21 protein-coding genes are annotated in these 19501 nt (G+C 31.9%); 2 read left to right on the forward strand and 19 right to left on the reverse strand.

The window, feature by feature from the left end; translation table 11 throughout:
- Positions 1-106: 106 nt before the first annotated feature.
- On the reverse strand, positions 107-1267 hold the full coding sequence (locus tag K6T82_RS06845; RefSeq protein ID WP_223705190.1) for a PepSY-associated TM helix domain-containing protein: 1161 nt from the start codon (positions 1265-1267) through the stop codon (positions 107-109).
- An 84-nt stretch (positions 1268-1351) separates the two neighbouring features.
- Positions 1352-3676: a TonB-dependent receptor gene (locus K6T82_RS06850; protein ID WP_223705191.1), complete on the reverse strand. Its 2325-nt coding sequence runs from the start codon at positions 3674-3676 to the stop codon at positions 1352-1354.
- Positions 3677-3928: 252 nt separating this feature from the next.
- Here K6T82_RS06850 and K6T82_RS06855 point away from each other — a divergent pair, with 252 nt between their 5' ends.
- The gene (locus K6T82_RS06855; protein ID WP_223705192.1) at positions 3929-5089 is read left to right on the forward strand and encodes an MFS transporter; all 1161 of its coding nucleotides are present in this window, start codon (positions 3929-3931) and stop codon (positions 5087-5089) included.
- A gap of 55 nt (positions 5090-5144) precedes the next feature.
- Here K6T82_RS06855 and K6T82_RS06860 read toward each other — a convergent pair whose 3' ends face one another.
- The 10 genes from K6T82_RS06860 to K6T82_RS06905 all read right to left on the reverse strand — a co-directional run bounded on the left by K6T82_RS06860 (position 5145) and on the right by K6T82_RS06905 (position 14270).
- Complete coding sequence (locus tag K6T82_RS06860; RefSeq protein WP_223705193.1) at positions 5145-5810, reverse strand: hypothetical protein; 666 nt, start codon at positions 5808-5810, stop codon at positions 5145-5147.
- A 1-nt stretch (position 5811) separates the two neighbouring features.
- Positions 5812-6288, reverse strand: a complete 477-nt coding sequence (locus K6T82_RS06865; RefSeq protein WP_223705194.1) for a DUF6265 family protein — start codon at positions 6286-6288, stop codon at positions 5812-5814.
- Between the two features lie 311 nt (positions 6289-6599).
- Positions 6600-8912 (reverse strand): type IA DNA topoisomerase, encoded by a 2313-nt coding sequence (locus tag K6T82_RS06870; RefSeq protein ID WP_223705195.1) that lies wholly within the window; start codon positions 8910-8912, stop codon positions 6600-6602.
- 155 nt (positions 8913-9067) lie between these two features.
- On the reverse strand, positions 9068-10042 hold the full coding sequence (locus K6T82_RS06875) for a toxin-antitoxin system YwqK family antitoxin (RefSeq protein WP_223705196.1): 975 nt from the start codon (positions 10040-10042) through the stop codon (positions 9068-9070).
- Between the two features lie 54 nt (positions 10043-10096).
- Entirely contained in the window at positions 10097-10921 is an 825-nt protein-coding gene (locus tag K6T82_RS06880; protein WP_223705197.1) for a helix-turn-helix domain-containing protein, read from the reverse strand.
- A 12-nt stretch (positions 10922-10933) separates the two neighbouring features.
- A complete protein-coding gene (locus tag K6T82_RS06885; RefSeq protein ID WP_223705198.1) occupies positions 10934-11581 on the reverse strand; it encodes an NAD-dependent epimerase/dehydratase family protein in 648 nt (215 codons plus the stop codon).
- Between the two features lie 4 nt (positions 11582-11585).
- Positions 11586-12626, reverse strand: coding sequence for an SDR family oxidoreductase (locus tag K6T82_RS06890; protein ID WP_223705199.1), 1041 nt, complete (start codon positions 12624-12626; stop codon positions 11586-11588).
- Between the two features lie 99 nt (positions 12627-12725).
- Complete coding sequence (locus K6T82_RS06895) at positions 12726-13133, reverse strand: DUF3592 domain-containing protein (RefSeq protein ID WP_338083346.1); 408 nt, start codon at positions 13131-13133, stop codon at positions 12726-12728.
- Between the two features lie 96 nt (positions 13134-13229).
- On the reverse strand, positions 13230-13763 hold the full coding sequence (locus K6T82_RS06900; RefSeq protein WP_223705201.1) for a hypothetical protein: 534 nt from the start codon (positions 13761-13763) through the stop codon (positions 13230-13232).
- Positions 13764-13775: 12 nt separating this feature from the next.
- Positions 13776-14270 carry an SRPBCC family protein gene (locus tag K6T82_RS06905; RefSeq protein ID WP_223705202.1) on the reverse strand — a complete coding sequence of 165 codons (495 nt, stop codon included), beginning with the start codon at positions 14268-14270 and terminating at the stop codon, positions 13776-13778.
- 523 nt (positions 14271-14793) lie between these two features.
- Between K6T82_RS06905 and K6T82_RS06910 the strand changes: the two genes are divergently transcribed.
- Positions 14794-15171, forward strand: coding sequence for a GreA/GreB family elongation factor (locus tag K6T82_RS06910; RefSeq protein WP_223705203.1), 378 nt, complete (start codon positions 14794-14796; stop codon positions 15169-15171).
- A gap of 157 nt (positions 15172-15328) precedes the next feature.
- Here the strand turns inward: K6T82_RS06910 and K6T82_RS06915 are convergent, their stop codons facing one another.
- The 7 genes from K6T82_RS06915 to K6T82_RS06945 all read right to left on the reverse strand — a co-directional run bounded on the left by K6T82_RS06915 (position 15329) and on the right by K6T82_RS06945 (position 19492).
- The gene (locus K6T82_RS06915; protein ID WP_223705204.1) at positions 15329-15865 is read right to left on the reverse strand and encodes a hypothetical protein; all 537 of its coding nucleotides are present in this window, start codon (positions 15863-15865) and stop codon (positions 15329-15331) included.
- Positions 15866-15963: 98 nt separating this feature from the next.
- The gene (locus tag K6T82_RS06920; RefSeq protein WP_223705205.1) at positions 15964-16464 is read right to left on the reverse strand and encodes a DUF3859 domain-containing protein; all 501 of its coding nucleotides are present in this window, start codon (positions 16462-16464) and stop codon (positions 15964-15966) included.
- 79 nt (positions 16465-16543) lie between these two features.
- Complete coding sequence (locus K6T82_RS06925) at positions 16544-16975, reverse strand: hypothetical protein (protein WP_223705206.1); 432 nt, start codon at positions 16973-16975, stop codon at positions 16544-16546.
- Positions 16976-17003: 28 nt separating this feature from the next.
- Complete coding sequence (locus K6T82_RS06930) at positions 17004-17408, reverse strand: hypothetical protein (RefSeq protein WP_223705207.1); 405 nt, start codon at positions 17406-17408, stop codon at positions 17004-17006.
- A gap of 25 nt (positions 17409-17433) precedes the next feature.
- Positions 17434-17637, reverse strand: a complete 204-nt coding sequence (locus K6T82_RS06935; protein ID WP_223705208.1) for a YqaE/Pmp3 family membrane protein — start codon at positions 17635-17637, stop codon at positions 17434-17436.
- 194 nt (positions 17638-17831) lie between these two features.
- The gene (locus K6T82_RS06940) at positions 17832-18329 is read right to left on the reverse strand and encodes a hypothetical protein (RefSeq protein WP_223705209.1); all 498 of its coding nucleotides are present in this window, start codon (positions 18327-18329) and stop codon (positions 17832-17834) included.
- A 695-nt stretch (positions 18330-19024) separates the two neighbouring features.
- A complete protein-coding gene (locus K6T82_RS06945; RefSeq protein ID WP_223705210.1) occupies positions 19025-19492 on the reverse strand; it encodes a DUF6585 family protein in 468 nt (155 codons plus the stop codon).
- Positions 19493-19501 lie beyond the last annotated feature (9 nt).

Consider the following 19501-nt stretch of genomic DNA (forward strand, 5'->3'; position numbering starts at 1 on the left):
ATTATTTAGAATAATTAAAAACAAGGCAAAAATATAAATTATAATTTCCTTAACAAAAAAATAGACCACTAGAAACGTTATTAAATTAAAAAGAAACCAATTGTCATTAAACTGGTTTCGATGTTGTTTTCTTCTTTTTATTTCTTCCCCACCAAATTAGAAAGCCTGTAATGGGTAAACTGGCGGCTACTAGACTGGCAAAAAAGGCCAAAACTTTTCCGGGAAAACCAAGAATGCTTCCAACGTGTAAATCATAATTTATGAATCGAAATTTCTCGCCATTATTTTGATCTTGATATCTGGTGACTTTCAGGTTTTTTCCAGTGTATCGGTCAAATTCCATGGAAATATCATTAAAACGATTTTCATATCGAATGAAGGTTCGAAAAGTGGCTAAAGAATCTTTTTCTTCTGGTAAAAATAAAAAATAGCTTTTAGCTTCAGGATTAGCTTTTAGAGTTGCTGTATATATTTTATCTGTAGCTATAGTTTTGGTGTAATGAGTTGTATCTGAAACAATTCTTTTTTCTTCGGGAAATGTTTTTCCTCCATTAAAAAGTGCTTGAACTCCTTTGTCATACCATTGAAAAGCCCAAACCAATCCCGTTAAAGCAATTATTAAAGTAAAAAGCATCGTATAAAATCCTATAATATTATGCAAATCATAGTTTTTGCGTTTCCATTTTGTGGTGTTTTTCCATTGAAACCAAAAACGTTGTTTGGCAGCGCTTTTGTTTTTCGGCCACCAAAGTATTAAACCCGTAAGTAACGAAATAATAAATATTATGGTTGCAGTTCCTGTAATCGGATCGCCAATTTCACTTTTAAAACAAAGCGTCTGATGCAGCGCTCGCACAAACACAAAAAACTCAAAATTATAGTCTTCTATTTTTGTAACTTTTCCTGTGTATGGATCGACATAGACATAATTGGTTTTATATTGATTCCAGTACCAAATCGCATCTTTATCAGCTTCTTCATAAAACCAGGTTTCAATGGTACGTTTATCATCCTTGAATGTTTTACATCCAGAGAATTCTTGTTTTGGAGCCACTTTTTTATTGGCTTCTTTTGCAATTTTAATCAATTGACTGATAGGTAGTTTTTTGTCTTTGACTTGCTCGACATAATAATAGTCATGAATTATGGGACGTAACTCTTCTTCAAAAGCATACAAACAGCCTGTAATTCCGAGTATAACCACGATTAAACCAGAAGCTAATCCTAGCCATAAGTGTACTTTTTTTATAAAATTTTTAAATGTCATCTTTAAAAAGCTCCTTGTTATCAAAAAAGCACCTCATGATTTTTTATAGAGGTGCTTTTTATATTTAATGTTGAATTTTTAGTCTTAGAATTTGATTGTCAAATTAGCAAGAATGTTTGTAGGAGCTTGAGATGTTCCCCAGAAATCCCAGTATTTTTCGTTTGTTATATTGTTGAATTTTAAACCGATTCTCCATGAAGAATGATCATAATATACCGATGCGTTATAGGTAGTGTAAGAAGGCATGTAAAAAGTATTATCTGCGGTAAAATAATTGTCATCAATATAATTAGCACCAAAACCTAATCCTAAACCTTTTAGTTTATTTTGGAAAGTATATGAAGTCCAGAAGTTAACAACATTTTCAGGCGAACTTGTAGCTTTGTTTCCTTCAATAGTAGCATCAGTAGCTTTTACGATTCTATTATCATTGTAACCATAACCAGCCACAATATTTAATCCGTTGATTGGATTTGCAATTAATTCAAAATCAAATCCTTTACTCACTTGTTTTCCATCTTGTTCTGTAAATCCAGTAGCATTCAATCTTGTAGCATTGTCAATTGTAATATTGTAATAACTTACCGAACCGCTTAATTTTTTATTAAAAGCATCAGCTTTGATTCCAAATTCATATTGCGAAGCATAAATAGGATCTAAAACTAAGATTGAAGCGTCAGGTTGTGTAACCGGCTGCATATTTTGGAAACCATTCATGTAATTTCCAAATACCGAAACCTGATCTTTAACTAATTCGTAAACTAATCCAAGTTTTGGAGCCAATGCATTTTGGTGATATCCTTCTACAGTACCTACTTTTTCACGATCAAAATTGTCAAAACGTAAACTCAGCATAGCCGAAAGACGATCCGTAAAATTGATTACATCACATGCATAAGCGCTGAATGTTTTTTGATCTGCAACTGGAGATGTTGTAAGTACAAGACCAGCATCAACCGCTTTTCTTCTAATAGGAGCGAAGTTGGTCGTAACATCAATATTATCAAGAGTAAAAGTAGTTCCTCCAGAAAATGCAGAGCTATAAAGTCTGTAGTTGATACCCGCTAAAAATTTATGTTTGATGCTTCCAGTTGAGAATTTTCCGTTAAGGTTTTCCTGAATGTTAGTATAGTTATTGTAGATAGGTCCCCAAAGTCCAACTCTTCTGGCAACTTGAGTTGGTGAACTCCAAACGGCATAACTTTGATAACTGCGTTCTACATCTTCGCCAACAAATGAAAATACGGTTGTCGATTTCCAGTTTTCTGATATTTCATATTCTGCTTGCGCGAAAAACTTAGTAGCAGAGGTTTTAGCATCATTGTCATCATGGAACATCGATTTTCTGTAATCAATTTTTAAATCATTTGGATTTGTAATTCCAGAAGTTGCAGCATAAGTATTGTAAGTACGTCTTGTATTATTAACGTTATAAAGCTCAGCATCAAAGTTAAAAGTAAGTTTGTCAGACGCTTTGTAAGTAAGACTTGGTGCAAAAAGTAATGCATTATTAAAACCGTAGTTTAGGAAGCTTTTTTCTCTGTTAACAGCCATGTTTATTCTAAACAATACCGTTTTATCTTTGTTTAAAGGCGTATTTACATCTGCAGTAAGTCTGTTTAAACTGTAGCTACCACCAGTGTACGAAATCTCAGCAGCAGTGGTTTCGTGAGGTTTTTTAGTTACTAAATTGACAACTCCACCAAATGATGAAACAGATGAACCAAATAAAGTTCCAGAAGGCCCTTTCATAATTTCAATTCTTTCCACATTTCCAAGATCTACAGAAGAACGTCCAGAAGCAGTTTCCATTCCGTTTCTAGCATTTACACCTACAGAAAATCCTCTGAAAATGACACCAACTCCTCCTGATGGATAGCTGATAGAAACAACTCCAGGAGAATTTTGTACCGCACTTCTAATATCTACAGCAACTTGTTCCTGTAAAAGTTCTTTTTGAATAACGCTGTAAACTTGCGGATTTTCCAGATTTTTAAGTGGCATTCTGGCAACGTAGTCTGTTTTTTTAGAAAGAATGCTTTTTTTACCGCTAATTACCACTTCTTTTAATTCTTTATTCGAAACTTTAAGTTGCAAATTAAGTGTAGTAGTTTCATTTTCTGTAACGGTAACTTGGGTTTCTAAAGTTTCGTAACCCGTTAAAGAGATTTGAAGCGTATAAGAATTCGCTCTTACTCTGTTAAAATCAAAAGTACCATCGTCGTTTGAAACGGTACCGTATTTAGTGTTTTTAAGAATAATATTTACTCCCGCTGCTGCGTCGCCGTCAGAAGTGGTAATGGTTCCTTTAATTTTTCCGTTATTCTGTTGTGCAAAAATGGATAAGAACGAAAATAAAAAACTGACTGAAAATAGAAAACGAAGCGTTTTCTGGTTGTGGTAATTCATTGTATTTTTTTTATTGGTTTGTAAATTGTTTTTATTTAGAATTAATAAAAACAGTGCAAATGTAAAAATTAATTTTTCTTTGACAAACATTATCTTAAGGATTTATTTAGCTAATTTTAAGATTGTTTTAAGAAAGTAAGAGCTTTCGTATTTGAACTATTTGAAAATAAATTCGAGTTTTTGTGAAAAAAGTAGAAACAAACCTGCTTACCCTAAAAAAAGCCGTAATTTTGCAGTCTGAAAAACAACTTCATGATTTTATCTTTCTTTAAAAAAATTCAAAATACTCCTAGAGGTTATCGAATAGCCAATACAGTTTTCTTTTTTCTTTCAGGTTTTGGTTATTCTTCTTGGGTATCAAGAATTCCACATATACAAGCACAATTACATTTAAGTGAAGCACAGTTTGGAGCTGTTTTATTTGCTTTTCCGATTGGTTTAATGCTGACAATGCCGTTTACAGGAAAATTGTTAAATAAATACAGCAGCCGATATATCATGCTTTTAGGAGCTATTATGTTTAATATTGTGCTGTCTCTGCCTGGTTTAGTAGCATTTGTTTGGCAATTAGTTTGCGTACTTTTGGTCTTTGGAGCGTCTCGTAATATCTTCAATTTGTCAATTAATGCACAGTCTCTGGAAGTGCAAAAATTATATCCAAAATCAATTATAACGCGTTTTCATGCGGTTTGGAGTATTGCGGTTTTTTCTGGAGCTGGTTTAGGATATGTTATGGTGACACAAAAAATTGCGCCATCTCACCATTTACTTGGAGTAAGTGTTTTTATGCTGGCGCTGACGGCTTGTTTTTATCCAATGAGTATTCATAACGAACCTGTTCCTGTTAAAAAGAAGTTTTTCTCGATGCCCGAAAAAAACTTGGTAAAATTTGCCTTGATTTGTTTCGTTTCTATGGCTTGCGAAAATACGATGTACGATTGGAGCGGAATTTACTTTGAAAATATCTTAAAAGCTTCTCCAAAATTAACCAGTGCCGCGTTTGTATTCTTCGCATCTGCAGTTACTTTAGGACGTATTTTTGGTGATTATGGGGTAATGAAATTTGGAACTAAAAAAATATTACTTTACAGTGGTATATTGATTACACTTGGTTTCGGAATCTGTTTTATCTTGCCTTATGCATATCCAACTATTTTCGGCTATGTTTTAATCGGATTTGGAGTTTCTTGTGTCGTTCCGTTGGTGTTTAGTATTGCTGGAAGATCTTCTAAATTGAGCAGTGGTTCTGCTTTAACTTCTATCTCAACAATTGGTTATTTAGGATTTTTATTGGTTCCGCCAATGGTTGGTTTTATCTCTGAATATTTAAGTATGAAATGGGCGTTTTTGGTAATGGCGATTTTGGGAATACTGATGATTTTTATGGTGAATAAAATAGGGGAGAATGAGTAGGTTTTTTAATGATATCTAGGGCTCTAAGATTTTTTATTCAAAACAACTTATCATTTTAGTTATCTTTTTTCAGTGTTAATCCTTTTAGATTAATTTTTCTTTTTTTATCCTTATGTAAATCGTATGATTCAAGGAAAAAATTATTTGTATCTGGAAAATTATCTACTAATAGATGAATCTCATTTAAATTCATTAGTTCTTTCGTACTATCGCGCTCAGTAATTTGATATAATATGCCATTTAACTTTTCATTTTTATAATTTTTAAATTCAAAATTTAATGTACTGGCATTTTTTGAGGTAATATAATTTATATATAGACTATCTTTATTGAGATTACAATAACCAAACTCTATTGTACGCCTGTTGTTCTTATTTAGTTTTAAATTTTCATATTTGCTATGAAGTGTTATTGTTCCAGAATAAAAATTAGGTTTATCTGTTTTAGATATTTTTAAATCATAATAGCAACTTTCAATAGTATCTAATTTATTGTTTTTTAAAACTTTAATTTGATTTGAAATAGTATCGTTTTTTTTGATAACATATATTTCTATTTCTTCCGTTCGATCTTTAAAATTAAGTCTCATAATACTTCTCAAATATCTTTTACTATTATCTAATTTTTTAGAATCGGATTTTTTTGAGACGTATTTTTTTTCTTCCTTTTGACAAGAAATAGAAAAAAAACAGATTGTAAAGATTAAAAGTAAATTTCTCATGTTACTTCTTCGTCATGACAAACTTCTCAGAACTTGGTTTTCCATTCAAATTCCCTGAAATTTCAGCAGTTAAAGTATTGTTTGCACCTTTTGTATAGGTAATTTTTTGAGGATAATCGTGTTTTGCATTTTCAAAAACCAATTGCTGATCTGTTTCTGAAGTAGAAGGGAAGAAGACCGGTTTATCGTCGTTTTGACCTTTTACAGTTGCTTTATACGTCAATGTTTCGCCTAATTGCGCCAAAACAATTGTTTCAAAATGAAGCGTGTCTTTTCCTTTTATAAAATAAGAAGAAGCGCTAAAAGTACTGTCGTTTAATTTTTGCCAGTTTTCAGATAATATGCCTTCTGGAGAAGTGTTTTCCCAATTTCCAATTAACCAGTCGGCTAATTTGATTTTATCTTTCTCAACCGTTTCTTTTTTCTGGCAAGAAACGAAAGCTATTATAAGTGCAATAAGAGTAATTTTCTGAAACATATTTATGAGATTTTGGGTTCGTAATAGAGTACTAAAGTATGAAATTTTTTTTCTCCACGAATTCACGAATTTTTTATTGATAAACGGGGTGTTTAGTTTGCCATTAATTACACGAATTATTTATTGAAATATTTTGCCACAGATTTAATGGATTAAAAATGATTTTATTTCACGCAGATTGTACAGATCTGAGCAGATTTATTTTGATTTGTTTAAATAAAATCTGCGAATATCAGCTTAAATCATTTTAAATCTGCGTCAAACAAATATAAATTCGTGAAAATTCGTGCAATTTGTGGCGGAAAAAAAACTTAAACGCTGGTACTCAAAATCGAATAAACCAATTCTTTGGTAGGTTTTTGATCTTGAAGTTTTGCGCGAACTTCATCAAAAGTTACTTTAAAATCACAGCCCGATTTATATTCGGTGCAACCATAAGCGGTTTTGCCTTTTAAAATTGTTCCTTTTTTACATTTTGGACAAACCAAAGCATCCGAACTTTCTTCTTTAGGAGCAGTCTTTTTATCTGTTTTTTTAGGTTCTAATTTCAATTTGTAATTTTCTTCAAAACGAATCAAACCTTCTACGGTTCCAGAATCTGTTTTGAAACCTTTTATATTGACAGTTGAACCTTTCTGAACCAATCGCAAATACTGACTTTCCGTGATTTTTTTATCATGAAAAACAAAAGGTAAAACAAAATCACAGCCTGATTTGTATTCGCTACAGCCAAAAGCTGATTTTCCTTTTATTAGATTTCCTTTTTGACATTTGGGACAAGTTTCTGCCGTAATTCCAGAGGCTTTCTTTTTCTCTTTTTCTGCTTTTACAACTGGTTTCTGAATTGAAGCGGCATGCGAAATATTAGCGTGTTTGGTTTCGCTTCGAACTTCATAAACCAAAGCTTCCACCATGCTTTTCATGTTTCTAATGAATGCTGCAGCGGTAAAAGTTCCCTTTTCGATGTCTTTCAGTTGTTTTTCCCAAGTTCCAGTAAGTTCTGCCGATTTGACCAATTCGTTCTGAATCGTATCAATCAACTGAATTCCAGTTAAAGTGGGTAAAACCTGTTTTTTGTTTCGAACAATATATTGGCGTTTGAAAAGTGTTTCAATAATATTCGCACGAGTAGAAGGACGACCGATTCCGTTTTCTTTCATCAATTCACGTAAATCCTCGTCATCGACCTGTTTTCCTGCGGTCTCCATCGCACGCAACAAAGTAGCTTCCGTAAACTGATTCGGCGGTTTAGTTTCTTTTTGAAGAAACGAAGGCTCGTGCGGACCTTTTTCACCCACAGTAAAACTTGGCAGTAAATCGGGTTCTTTTTCCTTAGCGTTTGGATCTTCAAAAACAACACGAAAACCTTTTTTCAAGATTTCTTTTCCGGTTGCTTTAAAAGTAACGTCGGCAGCTTTTCCGATAACTGTGGTATTGGCAACCAAACAATCATCATAAAAAACAGCAATAAAACGTCTGGTAATAATATCGTAAACCTGCTGTTGATTGAACGGCAGATTATTTTGAACTCCAGTTGGAATAATCGCATGGTGATCGGTTACTTTTTTATCGTTGAAAACCTTTGGCGATTTCTTGATTTTTTTCTCCAAAATAGGCTGCGTCAATTCGGCATAATTGCTTAATTTCTGTAGAATTCCAGGTACTTTGGGGTAAATATCTCCAGGTAAAAATGTGGTGTCAACTCTGGGATACGTAATGACTTTTTGTTCGTATAATGTCTGTGCAATCTTCAATGTTTCTTCTGCCGAAAAGCCAAATTTTTGGTTGCAATAAACTTGTAAACCTGTTAAGTCGAAAAGCTTTGGAGCGTATTCGTTTCCGTTCTTTTTCTCAACAGAAACAATTTCGAAATCACTTTCTTTTACTTTTGCAGCTACAATTTCTCCATCTTCTTTGTTTAAGAAACGACCTTCTTCATAACTAAAAAGTGTTTCTCTGTATAAAGTCTGTAATTCCCAATACGGTTGAGGTTTAAAGTTTTCGATTTCTCTGAAACGATCTACAACCATCGCCAAAGTTGGCGTCTGCACACGACCAATAGACAAAACTTGTTTGTAACCGCCATGTTTTACGGTGTACAAACGAGTTGCATTCATTCCTAGAAGCCAATCTCCAATCGCTCTCGAAAATCCAGCGTAAAATAAATTATCGTAATTAGAAGAGGGTTTTAAGTTTTCAAAACCTTCTTTAATCGCTTCTGTAGTCAAAGATGAAATCCATAAACGCTGAATTTCTCCTTTATAATGCGCTTCATTCATCACCCAACGCTGAATCAATTCTCCTTCTTGTCCAGCATCCCCGCAGTTGATGACCACTTCGGCTTTGTCAAAAAGACTTTTTATGATTTTAAACTGTTTCTGGATTCCCGAATTTTGAACCACTTTGGTTTCAAACTTTTCAGGAAGCATCGGGAGATTGTTCAAATCCCAACTTTTCCAGTGCGGACGGTAATCGTTGGGTTCTTTTAAAGTGCATAAATGCCCGAAAGTGTAGGTTACTGCATAGCCATTGCCTTCATAATAACCATCGTGTTTGGTATTGGCACCCAAAACAGATGCTATTTCTCGTGCTACACTTGGTTTCTCGGCAATACAGACCTTCATTTTCTCCTTTCTTGATTAATAAGCGAAATTAGGGAATTTTCTTTGAAGAGGCAAAGAAGCAAAGGTTCAGAGTTACAAAGGTTTTTTGTTTAGCTCTCGCAAAGTCACAAAGACGCAAAGTTTTTGTTTTTATGATTATTTATAAAACCTACTAATTATTCCGGAATTATTTTTCCCTCAACAAATTCTTTTTTTTCTGTAAGCTTTCCATTTTCATCGTACGATTTGAAAACGCCATTTTCAACATCATTTTTATAAAATCCTTCGGCTTGAAGTTTTCCATTTTCATGATATTTCACTGCTTTTCCATTTTTTTTGCCAAAAGAAAAATTCATTTCGGCTCTTAAATTGCCATTAGGATGCCATAGTATGTAAATTCCATCTATTAAATCTGATTTATAAAAATGAATACCTTTTTTCTGTCCATTGTTATACCAAGATTCGCTTTTACCTTCGGCTTTGCCATTAATCCAGTTTGTTCTTTCTTCAGGTTTACCATTTTCGTAGAAAGATTCATAAAGCCCATTTTGTTTTCCATTAGACCAGTTTGATATTTCTTTTCTTTGTCCATTTTTATACCAGCTTTCATTTTTACCATCTAATTTATCTTTAATATATTCTGTAACGTGAGATAATTGACCGTTTTCAAAATACCATTGTTTTATGCCAGTTCCATTAATTAGATTATTATCCCATTCTATATTTCCATTGCCATAATATCTTGTCCATTGACCATTAATTTTATGATTTTTCACAACTGCTTTTTCAAAGATTTTTCCATCTTGAAAATATGAAATATAAGGTCCATCATTAACATAATATTGAATAAATTTATCAGACTTAACTAAGGCATAATGTATTAGTTTTTCATTTTGATCGTACCAGTAAATTGTGTCGATATTTTTGCCGTTTTTTAGTTTTCCTTTTTCGTAAACGCTGCCTGCAGAATAAAATGAAGTGTATTTTCCATCTTTTACTGTAGTTTGGTCACTTACTGGAATCCATGATGATTTACCAGTTTCTGAATCTTGCCAGTATACCCAATTTTCATTTCTTTTTTCTTTATTATTTATATCAGCGTTACAACTATAAATTAGTATCAAAAGAAATGGTATTAGTTTTTTAGCCATATTAATGTATTTGATTTGGAAAGAAATTGTATAAAAAAGTAAGGTCTATTTCGGCTATTGATCATGAGAATTGGTATTAACAGAAAAATTGCTTTTATCAATAAGCGCTCTCGGCGAATGTCCGAATAATTTTTTAAAAGCAAACGAAAAATGCGAAAAGTTCTCAAAACCTAAATCCAAATAAATGTCAGATGGTTTCTTATTCTTTTTATCAATTAAATGGTACGCTTCTTCGAGACGTTTTTGCACTAACCAATGACTTGGAGTGGCGTTGAATATCTTTTCAAAATCTCTTTTAAAAGCAGATAAACTTCTTCCTGTCAAATAGGCAAAACGTTCGATGCTGACATTAAATCTGAAATTACGAATCATGAAAGCTTCTAAATCTATTTTTTCAGGATTACTAAAATCAAATAAAATATTGGCGAGTTCAGGATTTACTTTCAATAAGATCAAAAGTAATTCGGTTCGTTTTACATTTAGAAATTGTTCTTCGATAGTTCCTTTTTCGGTAAAATAGGGCGTAAGCGACTGAATGAAGTTTTTAACCAACACATTTTTATTCAATTCAATAATACCGCCTGTTGTTTTTTTATTTTCTATTTTAAAATGATACGTTTCATTAAAAGTCCTTAAAAAATCCTGTTCAAATAAAATATAGATTTTTTTAAATTCGCCGTTTTCAGGTTGTTTGGTATATTTTGCCAAATGATTTCGTCTTGCAATGCCGTAATCTCCGGGTTTAATTTTATATTCTTTATTCCCATCATAACCCAGCATTGAACCTTTAATTAAATACATAAAACAATGGTCTGGCACGAATTGTTCCGCATTAAGAGAAGGCGTTACATAACAGGCAGATATAGCAGTTTCTTTCATTTTATGAGTGCGTTATTGTTTTGCCAATTCTTCAATATCATCGACTTCCAGAATTTGTTTTGGATAACCTTTCAAAACAGCATTAATCATCGCAAGTCCGACTTGTTTGAGCGTTAGTGTTTTTTGAGGAAAAAAAGGTGCAATCAGCGGGCCTAATATTTTATAAATTGTTTTTACATTGACTTGACCTTTAGTTCCTTTCATGATTGCTGGACGAAAATTGTATTGGTTTTTACCAAATAATTTCATCAAAGCATTTTCTGTTCGGCCTTTTACTCTGGCCCACATCACTTTTCCGTTTTCCGAACTATCGGTTCTGTTTCCCGAAACAAAATTGAAAACCAAATCAGGATTCAACTGCAATAGTTTTTCTGCAAAAGCAATTGTTGTATCGTAAGTTATAAACGAATATTGCTCTTCTTTCATGCCAACAGAACTAATTCCAGCGCAATAAAAACAAGCGTCGTAGCCTTTTAGCTGTTCGGTGAAATCTTCTAATTGGAGAAAATTTGGGACAAGAAGTTCTTTTAATTTCGGGTGAGTCAGTTCGTAATGTTTGCGGTTTACAATTAGCACTTGGCTCACATTTTTGTTTTCTAAACATTCCAATAAAACGCCTTCGCCTACCATTCCTGTAGCTCCTGTTATAATAACTTTCATGTTTTTATTTTTTTATTAGACCTAATTTGAATAAACTTTCTGCCGTTGCCACAATCGAATCTTCATTAGAACGAGGATACCAATTTAATGATTTTTTTGCTTTTTCTCCGCTTGCCTGCATGTATTGTCCAATCAAAGTAGCAATCATTCTAAGCGACGGATTTTTTAAAGCACTCAATTTTAAGATCCAGTTAGGCAGTTCTCTAGTGGGTACTTTTAATGCTTTATTGCCTAATCTTCGTTTTAAAATTTTAGCGACATCAAGCATAGATAAAACATTTCCTGTTGTGGCTAAAAATCGTTCTCCGTTTGCATTTGGATGTGTCATGGCCAATAAATGTAAATCGGCTACATCGCGTACGTCTATATAGCAGGAATAGATTTTCGGACAAGCTTTGATTTCGCCTTCCAGCATCTGTTTGATCATTCTGTGGGAATGCGAAAAATCGGCACCTAAAATTGGCCCCATAACGGCTACCGGATTTATAGCTGAAAGTTCAAGATTGCCACCTTCATTTTTAATGAATTCCCAAGCGGTTTGTTCTGCAATGGTTTTCGATTTTTGATACGCATGGATGTTGCTGTCAATATTCGTCCAGTCTTCTTCGGTATAAGGTGTTCTACGATTTTTATGTCCCATGCCGACTGCGCCGAAAGCAGAAGTTAAAACGACTCTTTTTACGTTAGCATCTCTAGAAGCTTTTAAAACACGTAAAACTCCTTCTTTGGCAGGATTAATCAATTCATCTTCATGAGTAAACTGAATCGCTGGAGTAGGCGAGGCCACGTGCAATACATATTCGCAACCTTTAACGGCTTCATCCCAATTGTTGTCGCTGGAAAGATTGGCTTCGATAAACGAAAGTTTTTCAAACGAATTAAAGCCGCCTACTTTAAGCATTTGCTGTACTTCTTCTTTTCTGCTTAACGAACGAAGTGTTGTTCGAACCGAATAGCCTTCTTGTAATAATTTTAAAATACAATGCACGGCAATAAAACCTGAACCTCCTGTAACTAAAACTGTTTTGTCTTTTGAATTTGTCATTTCTTTTAAATTTTAATACTGCAAAGTTCAGTTTAAAAGCAATGACTCATTTTGTTGTAAAGTCCAAATTTGCTGTGTTGAAAAGTCCAGATTTTTTAATCAAAAAACAATAGAATATCCCAAAAGAGTTATAATGGAATACGTTGTAAAAGCTATTCCGACTAAAAATAAAATAATAAAGAGGAAATAGTACGATTTGCCTTTTATTATAAAAATTTCAGGACTTTCAGCATTGTAAAGTATTTTAATTTTAGTGTTTATTTTATTGTTATAAGATCGAAATTTATCTAAATCAGAAGAGGCATGGATAAACGGTTGTCCTATAAAATTCTTTCCCTCAGAAGTAGTAAATTCAATAACGGGTGTTTTATGACCGTGTTCATCTGATTTGTAAGAAACAATTTTGCCAAAAACTTCGATTCCGTTAGTATTTATTTTATCTAATAATACCAATGCAACGGTTGAAAAAATGGATAATACAAATCCAAATAATGATAAAGAAATCATTGCATTGTAAAACATTGAAACGACAAATGCAACAACGAAGAGACCAAAAAAATAGAGGCCATATTTTTTATAAAATAGCAATTGAAATAATTTTAGTTAAAGATGTAATTTCCAGTTTTCATTGACTTTAAAACCATATTCAGGTTTAGCATATTGTTTTACTTCTTTTCCTTCTTTTATATTCGAGGCAAATAAAGTAAGTTGTTTTTGTTTTATATAATCGATTTTACTACCGTTTATTTGATCGTTCCATGGCACATTTTGGCATACAAGGCAATGGTTTTCTTTTACAGCAACAATACCGCAAATATCGCAAGGCTGTAGGCTTTTCATGAAATCGGATACATAATCAAAATCGAAATTTGTGAATTTTGAAGGAACGTTTTGAATAAATTCATACCAACCCATAAAATTGTTTTTTAAAACAAACTCTTTCTTTAAACTTTGAATGATGACTTGTTTTTTGTCTTCCGAAAAATATACGTTTTCTACATTTTTCCAATCTAAGATTATTGGTTTTACACCGAAAGGTTCTTGCATAGAAAAACCATTTTCAAGAAGATTGATTTCAGTAAGTTCTGAAGTCAGGTTTTTATAAAATACTTTACGCATTAAAAAAGATACGATCATGGCTAGCCTATTCTAATTATTAATCATAGGATTCAAATTACCATCCTTATTTCTCAAATCCAACCCGCCTTCGTAAACCGATTTAAGATTGGTCATATAAAAATGCCAACCATTAGAACAACCTAATCTAATGTATTGTTTAGAAGAATCATCAGTTGGAATATTATGATGACGAAGTTCGACAATCGTATAATCGCCTTTTTCGCTTAGATTGATATCTACGAGACAGTTTCCTTCAAAAGTAAATTGGAGATAGTCTTTTCCATTGGCAGAATTAATTTTTCCAGACATTGAATCTTTATATAAAAACCAAAGCCATTCATAAGTATTTCTTTCTGAGACATTTTCATCTTTGCTTAAAGGTTCTTGATTAGCATCAAAAAAAGACACTTTTTCTAGAAACCATTTTTCCAGTTCACTGGCTTTTGTCCAAGCATTGTAAATATCTGCAAGTTCAGCTTTGACGGCTATTTTTTTTGTGAATGAAGTCCAATCGAAATTTTCCATTTTATATTTTTTATAACTAAAAGCAGTAAACTGGTTTTAATAAACTTAAAGTTTTTTTTAAAAGTAATGCATTGTAAACTCAAAAAACGTAATGTAAATATATTTATTTAAAATGATATTTATTGTTTTGTGATTAAGTTACTTAGCTTTTGTTAATTGTCAAAAATGCTTGAGTTTTTCAGCTAATTACAATTGTGTTTTTGTAGAAAAAATACTATATTTGCGTCGCAATAAGAATTATAAAAATGGTAACTGCAAATTTTTACTTACTAAACAGCTGTTTGATGTGCCTGATGTACACCTTATTGTATTTGCATGATGATACTTTCTTAAGAAACTCAAAAGAGTTTATTCCATTTGCCCTGTCACAACTCTAGACAGGGATTTATCCATTTTATTGCTCATTTATTAATCTTCAATTTTCATTCAGGATAAGATATCATTGAATCAGTTTGGAGCTGCTAGATATTCAGTGAAGAGTTATATGTCGTATTGGATGTAAAATGAAGCAAACAAGAAAGTCATGTCACAAAATATTATTTTAACAACAGGAATATACGATTTAATTAAAGATCACGTAAGAAGAAAAAAAGTAACGATACAAGAAGAAGAATTATTACTAAACCAATTGAAACATGCCACTCAGGTATTGAGAAAAAATCTGCCTGAAGATATTGTTTCAATCAACAAAAGGGTAACATACAAAGATCATTTCAATGATGTGGAGAAAACAATTCTTTTGGTTGGTCCAGAAAAAGTTAAAGTAAGCAAAAACAGAATCTCGGTTCTTTCAGACGAAGGAATTGCAATGGTAGGGTATAAAGAAGGCGATATTGTAGAATGGCCTGCTAAAAAAGGAAATCTAAAACTAGAGATTCTAAAAGTAGAAGAAGTAGCTTAAATATTAGCCCCTGCACGCATTACGCTCATGTTGGCAGGATTTGTTTTTTTCGTAAAAAGTAAAAAAGCCGTAAGATTGGTTTCTTACGGCTTTTATGTAAAGAGTGTTTGTCTTAAAAATTTTGTGATAAAGGCAAATTCTCTGTACTTGTCGTAATTTAGAATTTGCTTTTAGCGTTATACAAATCTTTTGGGATTTTGGACATTATTTGAAACCCATAGTCTTTGTCTTGAATATTATATTTTTTGATCAACTCTTCTTTAGGGATAAATTGTATCGATTTGAAGATTTTGTCATCAATCGTTGCTAAATCTCCAGCAGATTTGTCGGTTAAAACTCTGTCATTTATAATATATTGAACGTTTGTGTCCTGCTCAGGCGAACTAACCAGTTCTTTATATTTAGAAGATTTTGAAGTAAAATATTTCCAATATCTTTTTTTACAAAATAAGGTAGTTTCAATATAAACGGCACCATCTTTTCCATCTTCGCCAAGCAATTCTACAGCTTCTTTTCCTTTAAAAACAGTTACAGAACTAATGTCTTCTGGAGCATATTTTTCTAGATCGCTTCTTTGTACACTTACACTATCAATAAAAAATACAGGGTCGCTCCCTAATTTTTTTATTACTTGCTTCGGAGATTGTGCGAATGAAATAGATAAAGTAAAAAAAGTAAATAATAGGTATTTCATATTTTGTTTCTTAAGTTAATTATTTTAAAAATGGTTCTCTTGAAGAATGTATCAATCCCAAGGTCAAGATAAAAAGTCTATAACACATTTTCGTTAGTTTAGTACAAAACAAAAGTCTTGCTGCAAACGCGTTTATTGTCTATGAAAATATTCATTTCCCAATTGCCTTTAACCATTTCGTAAGGTTCATCTAAACTGTAAGACGACGCTGATACAATATTAGTTGGTCTTTTTGTAGTATAACGAATACTTTTAAATTTTTCGCCTTTATCGTTTGTTATTTTGGAAGGATAAATCCATTCGATATCAATATTAATGTCAACCGTATCTTTGGCAGTTACGATATAAACCAGACCAAAATTTGCCTTTTTTACTGCCTGAACCGAATCTGTTTTTTTTATGATTTGAAAATCTTCCAACCAACCTTGAGTTCCTGTTGGAGAGCTGCTAAGTGCTAGAGTTTCCCCGCTTTTGACTTTTGCCTGGCCATAAGTCAGTTCTTTAAAAACTAAATCTCCGTAGGCTTTAGATTTAATAGTTGTTTGAGAAAATAGAGTTTGTAAAATAAAAAAGGAAAGAAAAGTGTAAAGGATTTTCATGTTCTAATGGGTTGGTTATGGTTAATAATTATTTTTGGTCTGTATAAAATTGTTTCTTTTTTAACAAAAAGAATGAACGTTATTGATGTTCCCAATTGACATCAAATTTTTCCTCTTTTAAATGCGGGAGAGTAATTTTAGAATGAAGCATTGGAGGATTGTCAATTACTGTTTTTAAATAATCGGGATCTAGTTTGCTTTTAAGAAAATATCTAATATCAATAATTGTTCTGTCTTTTTCAGATTTATAAACATACAAATTGATGTCATGTATCAAATCGTAAATTTCTTTTAGATCAGCAATGGCTTCCTTAAAGCTTTTGGGGGTTTTATTCGCATTGATTTTATTCCTATTGAGTTGTTGCGTAAAAAAATCGTCGCCTTTTACTTCTGAAATATTAGATAAAATAAAAACTAGATTTTTCGAAATTGTATTCCAACATTTTAGATTTACCAATTCTAGTAATTGTGTGGTTTGATTTTCTATTTCATTTTCAATACTCTTTTTCATTTTATCTGAATTTTGAAGGTTTTTAAACTTAAGGAATGTTTTGATTCAGATAATCAGACAGCATTTTATAATCTTTAGAATCTTTTTCAAATAGACTGATTTTATTTCCATCAGATGTTTTTAAAACTATTTGTCGTTTAGTTTTTATTCCAAACAACTCATATTGATTTTCGTTCCAATCGACAACAGTTTTTAGATTAAGTTGCTTTTGTTTCGATACGATTCGATTTATAATCAAGCTATCACCAAGCAAAGTGTAATACATAACTCTGTTGGAGTTTGTAATAGCTAATAGTATCGTAGCCATAACGACAAATAGGAAAGTTGGTTTTTCCCAGGATTCTTCCAGTTTGTCAAAATAATAAAAAGCTAATAATCCAATACATAAGATGTAAGCAAGGAGCAATATTTTGTTTTTGGTTATTGGTTTCATAAAAATTGCTTTTTATTTTAATGGGTTAGGCTTTCGATTTAATCGCTTTTATTAGCTTTCTGTTACGTTTATCGGCTCTTGCATTCTGTAGCGAAATAACAGCCCAAATTGCAGCCGGAATCCAACCTATTAAAGTGATTTGCAAAATGAGACAAAGAATCGAAGTCAATATTTTTCCTCTCAAAAAGAAAGAAACACAAGGAAAGAAAATTGCAATTAGTGTCATCATCTTGATTTGTTTTTGGGTTTTGATTTGGACTAAAGTAAATCCTATTTGAGATTTATATAATTTGTATGTGTTTTATTCTTAATGTTACATTTTTGATTGAATATACTTTTTCATGATTTAATCTAGATATTCATCGCTAGCGCTAGCGTCCCGCTCGTGAACGCAACGTTAGTAAAGCGTTTCGTACCAGCAGATTATTTATTTAATTCATATAAACTTTCTAAAAACATTACCTTTTTGGCTTCATCCCAAATATTGGTGTAAACAAGTAAATTTAGGAAATTATCTTTCGCTGAACCGAATAGAAATACATTGTCAAGTTTGCCGTCATTGTATTTCCAGATGATATATTCTGATTTAGAATTTTCTTTAATCTTGTCTATTTTTAATTTATTTTCTTTCATATAATCAGAATCCCATGCGTAGAATAATTTTACGTTTTCGAAATCTGATTTATTGCTTTTGAAAAAAGAATATGCTTTTTTAGGATTTTGAGCAATGGCAATTATTACACCTTCACTATTTTTTAAATACGTCTGACCAGAGTCGTTCTCTGTATTTAATTGTTGCCAGTTTCCTGGAATTTTCACATCACCAGTTTGTGTTTTTACACTTGAAAATTCTGAAGTAGTTTGAGCATTTGTATTTATAATAAATGCAATACAAAGTAAAAATATAATTTTTTTAATCATTGTTTTGTCTGAGATTTGGTTTTAAAAAGGATTGGTCTATTATGTGTAAATATAAAGAAGTTAGATTGTTTTTGTAGGTTTTTTGTGTTGATTTGTATTGTATTTCATTGTTGCGCGCACGGATTGCAAATCCACGCTATCGGGTTTTATAAAGTTCTTCTACACAGTTTGTCATTTCGAGGAACGAGAAATCTTCGCGAGTAGCTCCACAAAGATTAGACGCTTGCGCCAGCAAAGGATTACTATTGTAAGCAATAATCCGTAAATGAAGAATGTCAAGAAGAAAATTAAAAAGAAGTCCCATTCTATTTTTCTCTGAAATAAATTGATTAGAATTACAATTACACTAAAAAATAAGGTAAAGAAAAGACTATTAGCCAAGAGCATTGCAAAGCTGTTTTTACATTGTTTAAAAATAAAATTTCCAACAAGAATTTGATAAAAACTACAAAAAACGATGAGAATCAATGCAGAGACCAAATAAGTTGTATTGCTTAGCTGATACGTTTCGCAAGAGATATCGGGTTCTATAAAAAGAAGTTGATCAATGAAAAAATAACCAATAAAAATAAAAGTTACAATCGTTATTGGAAGAATAGTTTCTAGTAAAACTCTCGAGATTTTCATTAATTTTCTATTATTGGTTACAAATCTTTTATTAATTAACTCTGATGAATTTTTAAAGCTTACGTAATTCAAGCAAAATTTTCGGTTTTATGCGCTACTTTATCTCTGATGGCAACAATAAGTTCCGGATAATTCTCAAAATGATCAGGACTAATTAATATTTCTTCACCATTTTCAAGATATATTGTGCTTTCAAAATATCCTGTACTTATTTGTCCTCCACGTGAATAAGATCCTTGAATACGTGCTATTTCAACTCTTAAAATAGAAGAATAAGCGATAAATTCTACTTTAGACGAAGCTAAAGTTGTTCTTTTTATTCCTTTTTCTGAAACAATAATTTCATTAACCGAACTAAGTTTATTAATATGAAAAAAGATACTCACTGCTAAAAAGACAACTGATGCTAAAGCTATTTTATAGTCCTCAGTACGAAAACTACCAAAAAACTTAGATAAACAAAAGAAATCAAATAGGATAAAAAGTATGTTTATTCTAATCAAATATAAGGTTCGAAATTTTGAATGTATTTTCATTTTGGCCAA

The organism is Flavobacterium potami (assembly GCF_020026915.1).
Classification (GTDB): Bacteria; Bacteroidota; Bacteroidia; order Flavobacteriales; family Flavobacteriaceae; genus Flavobacterium; species Flavobacterium potami.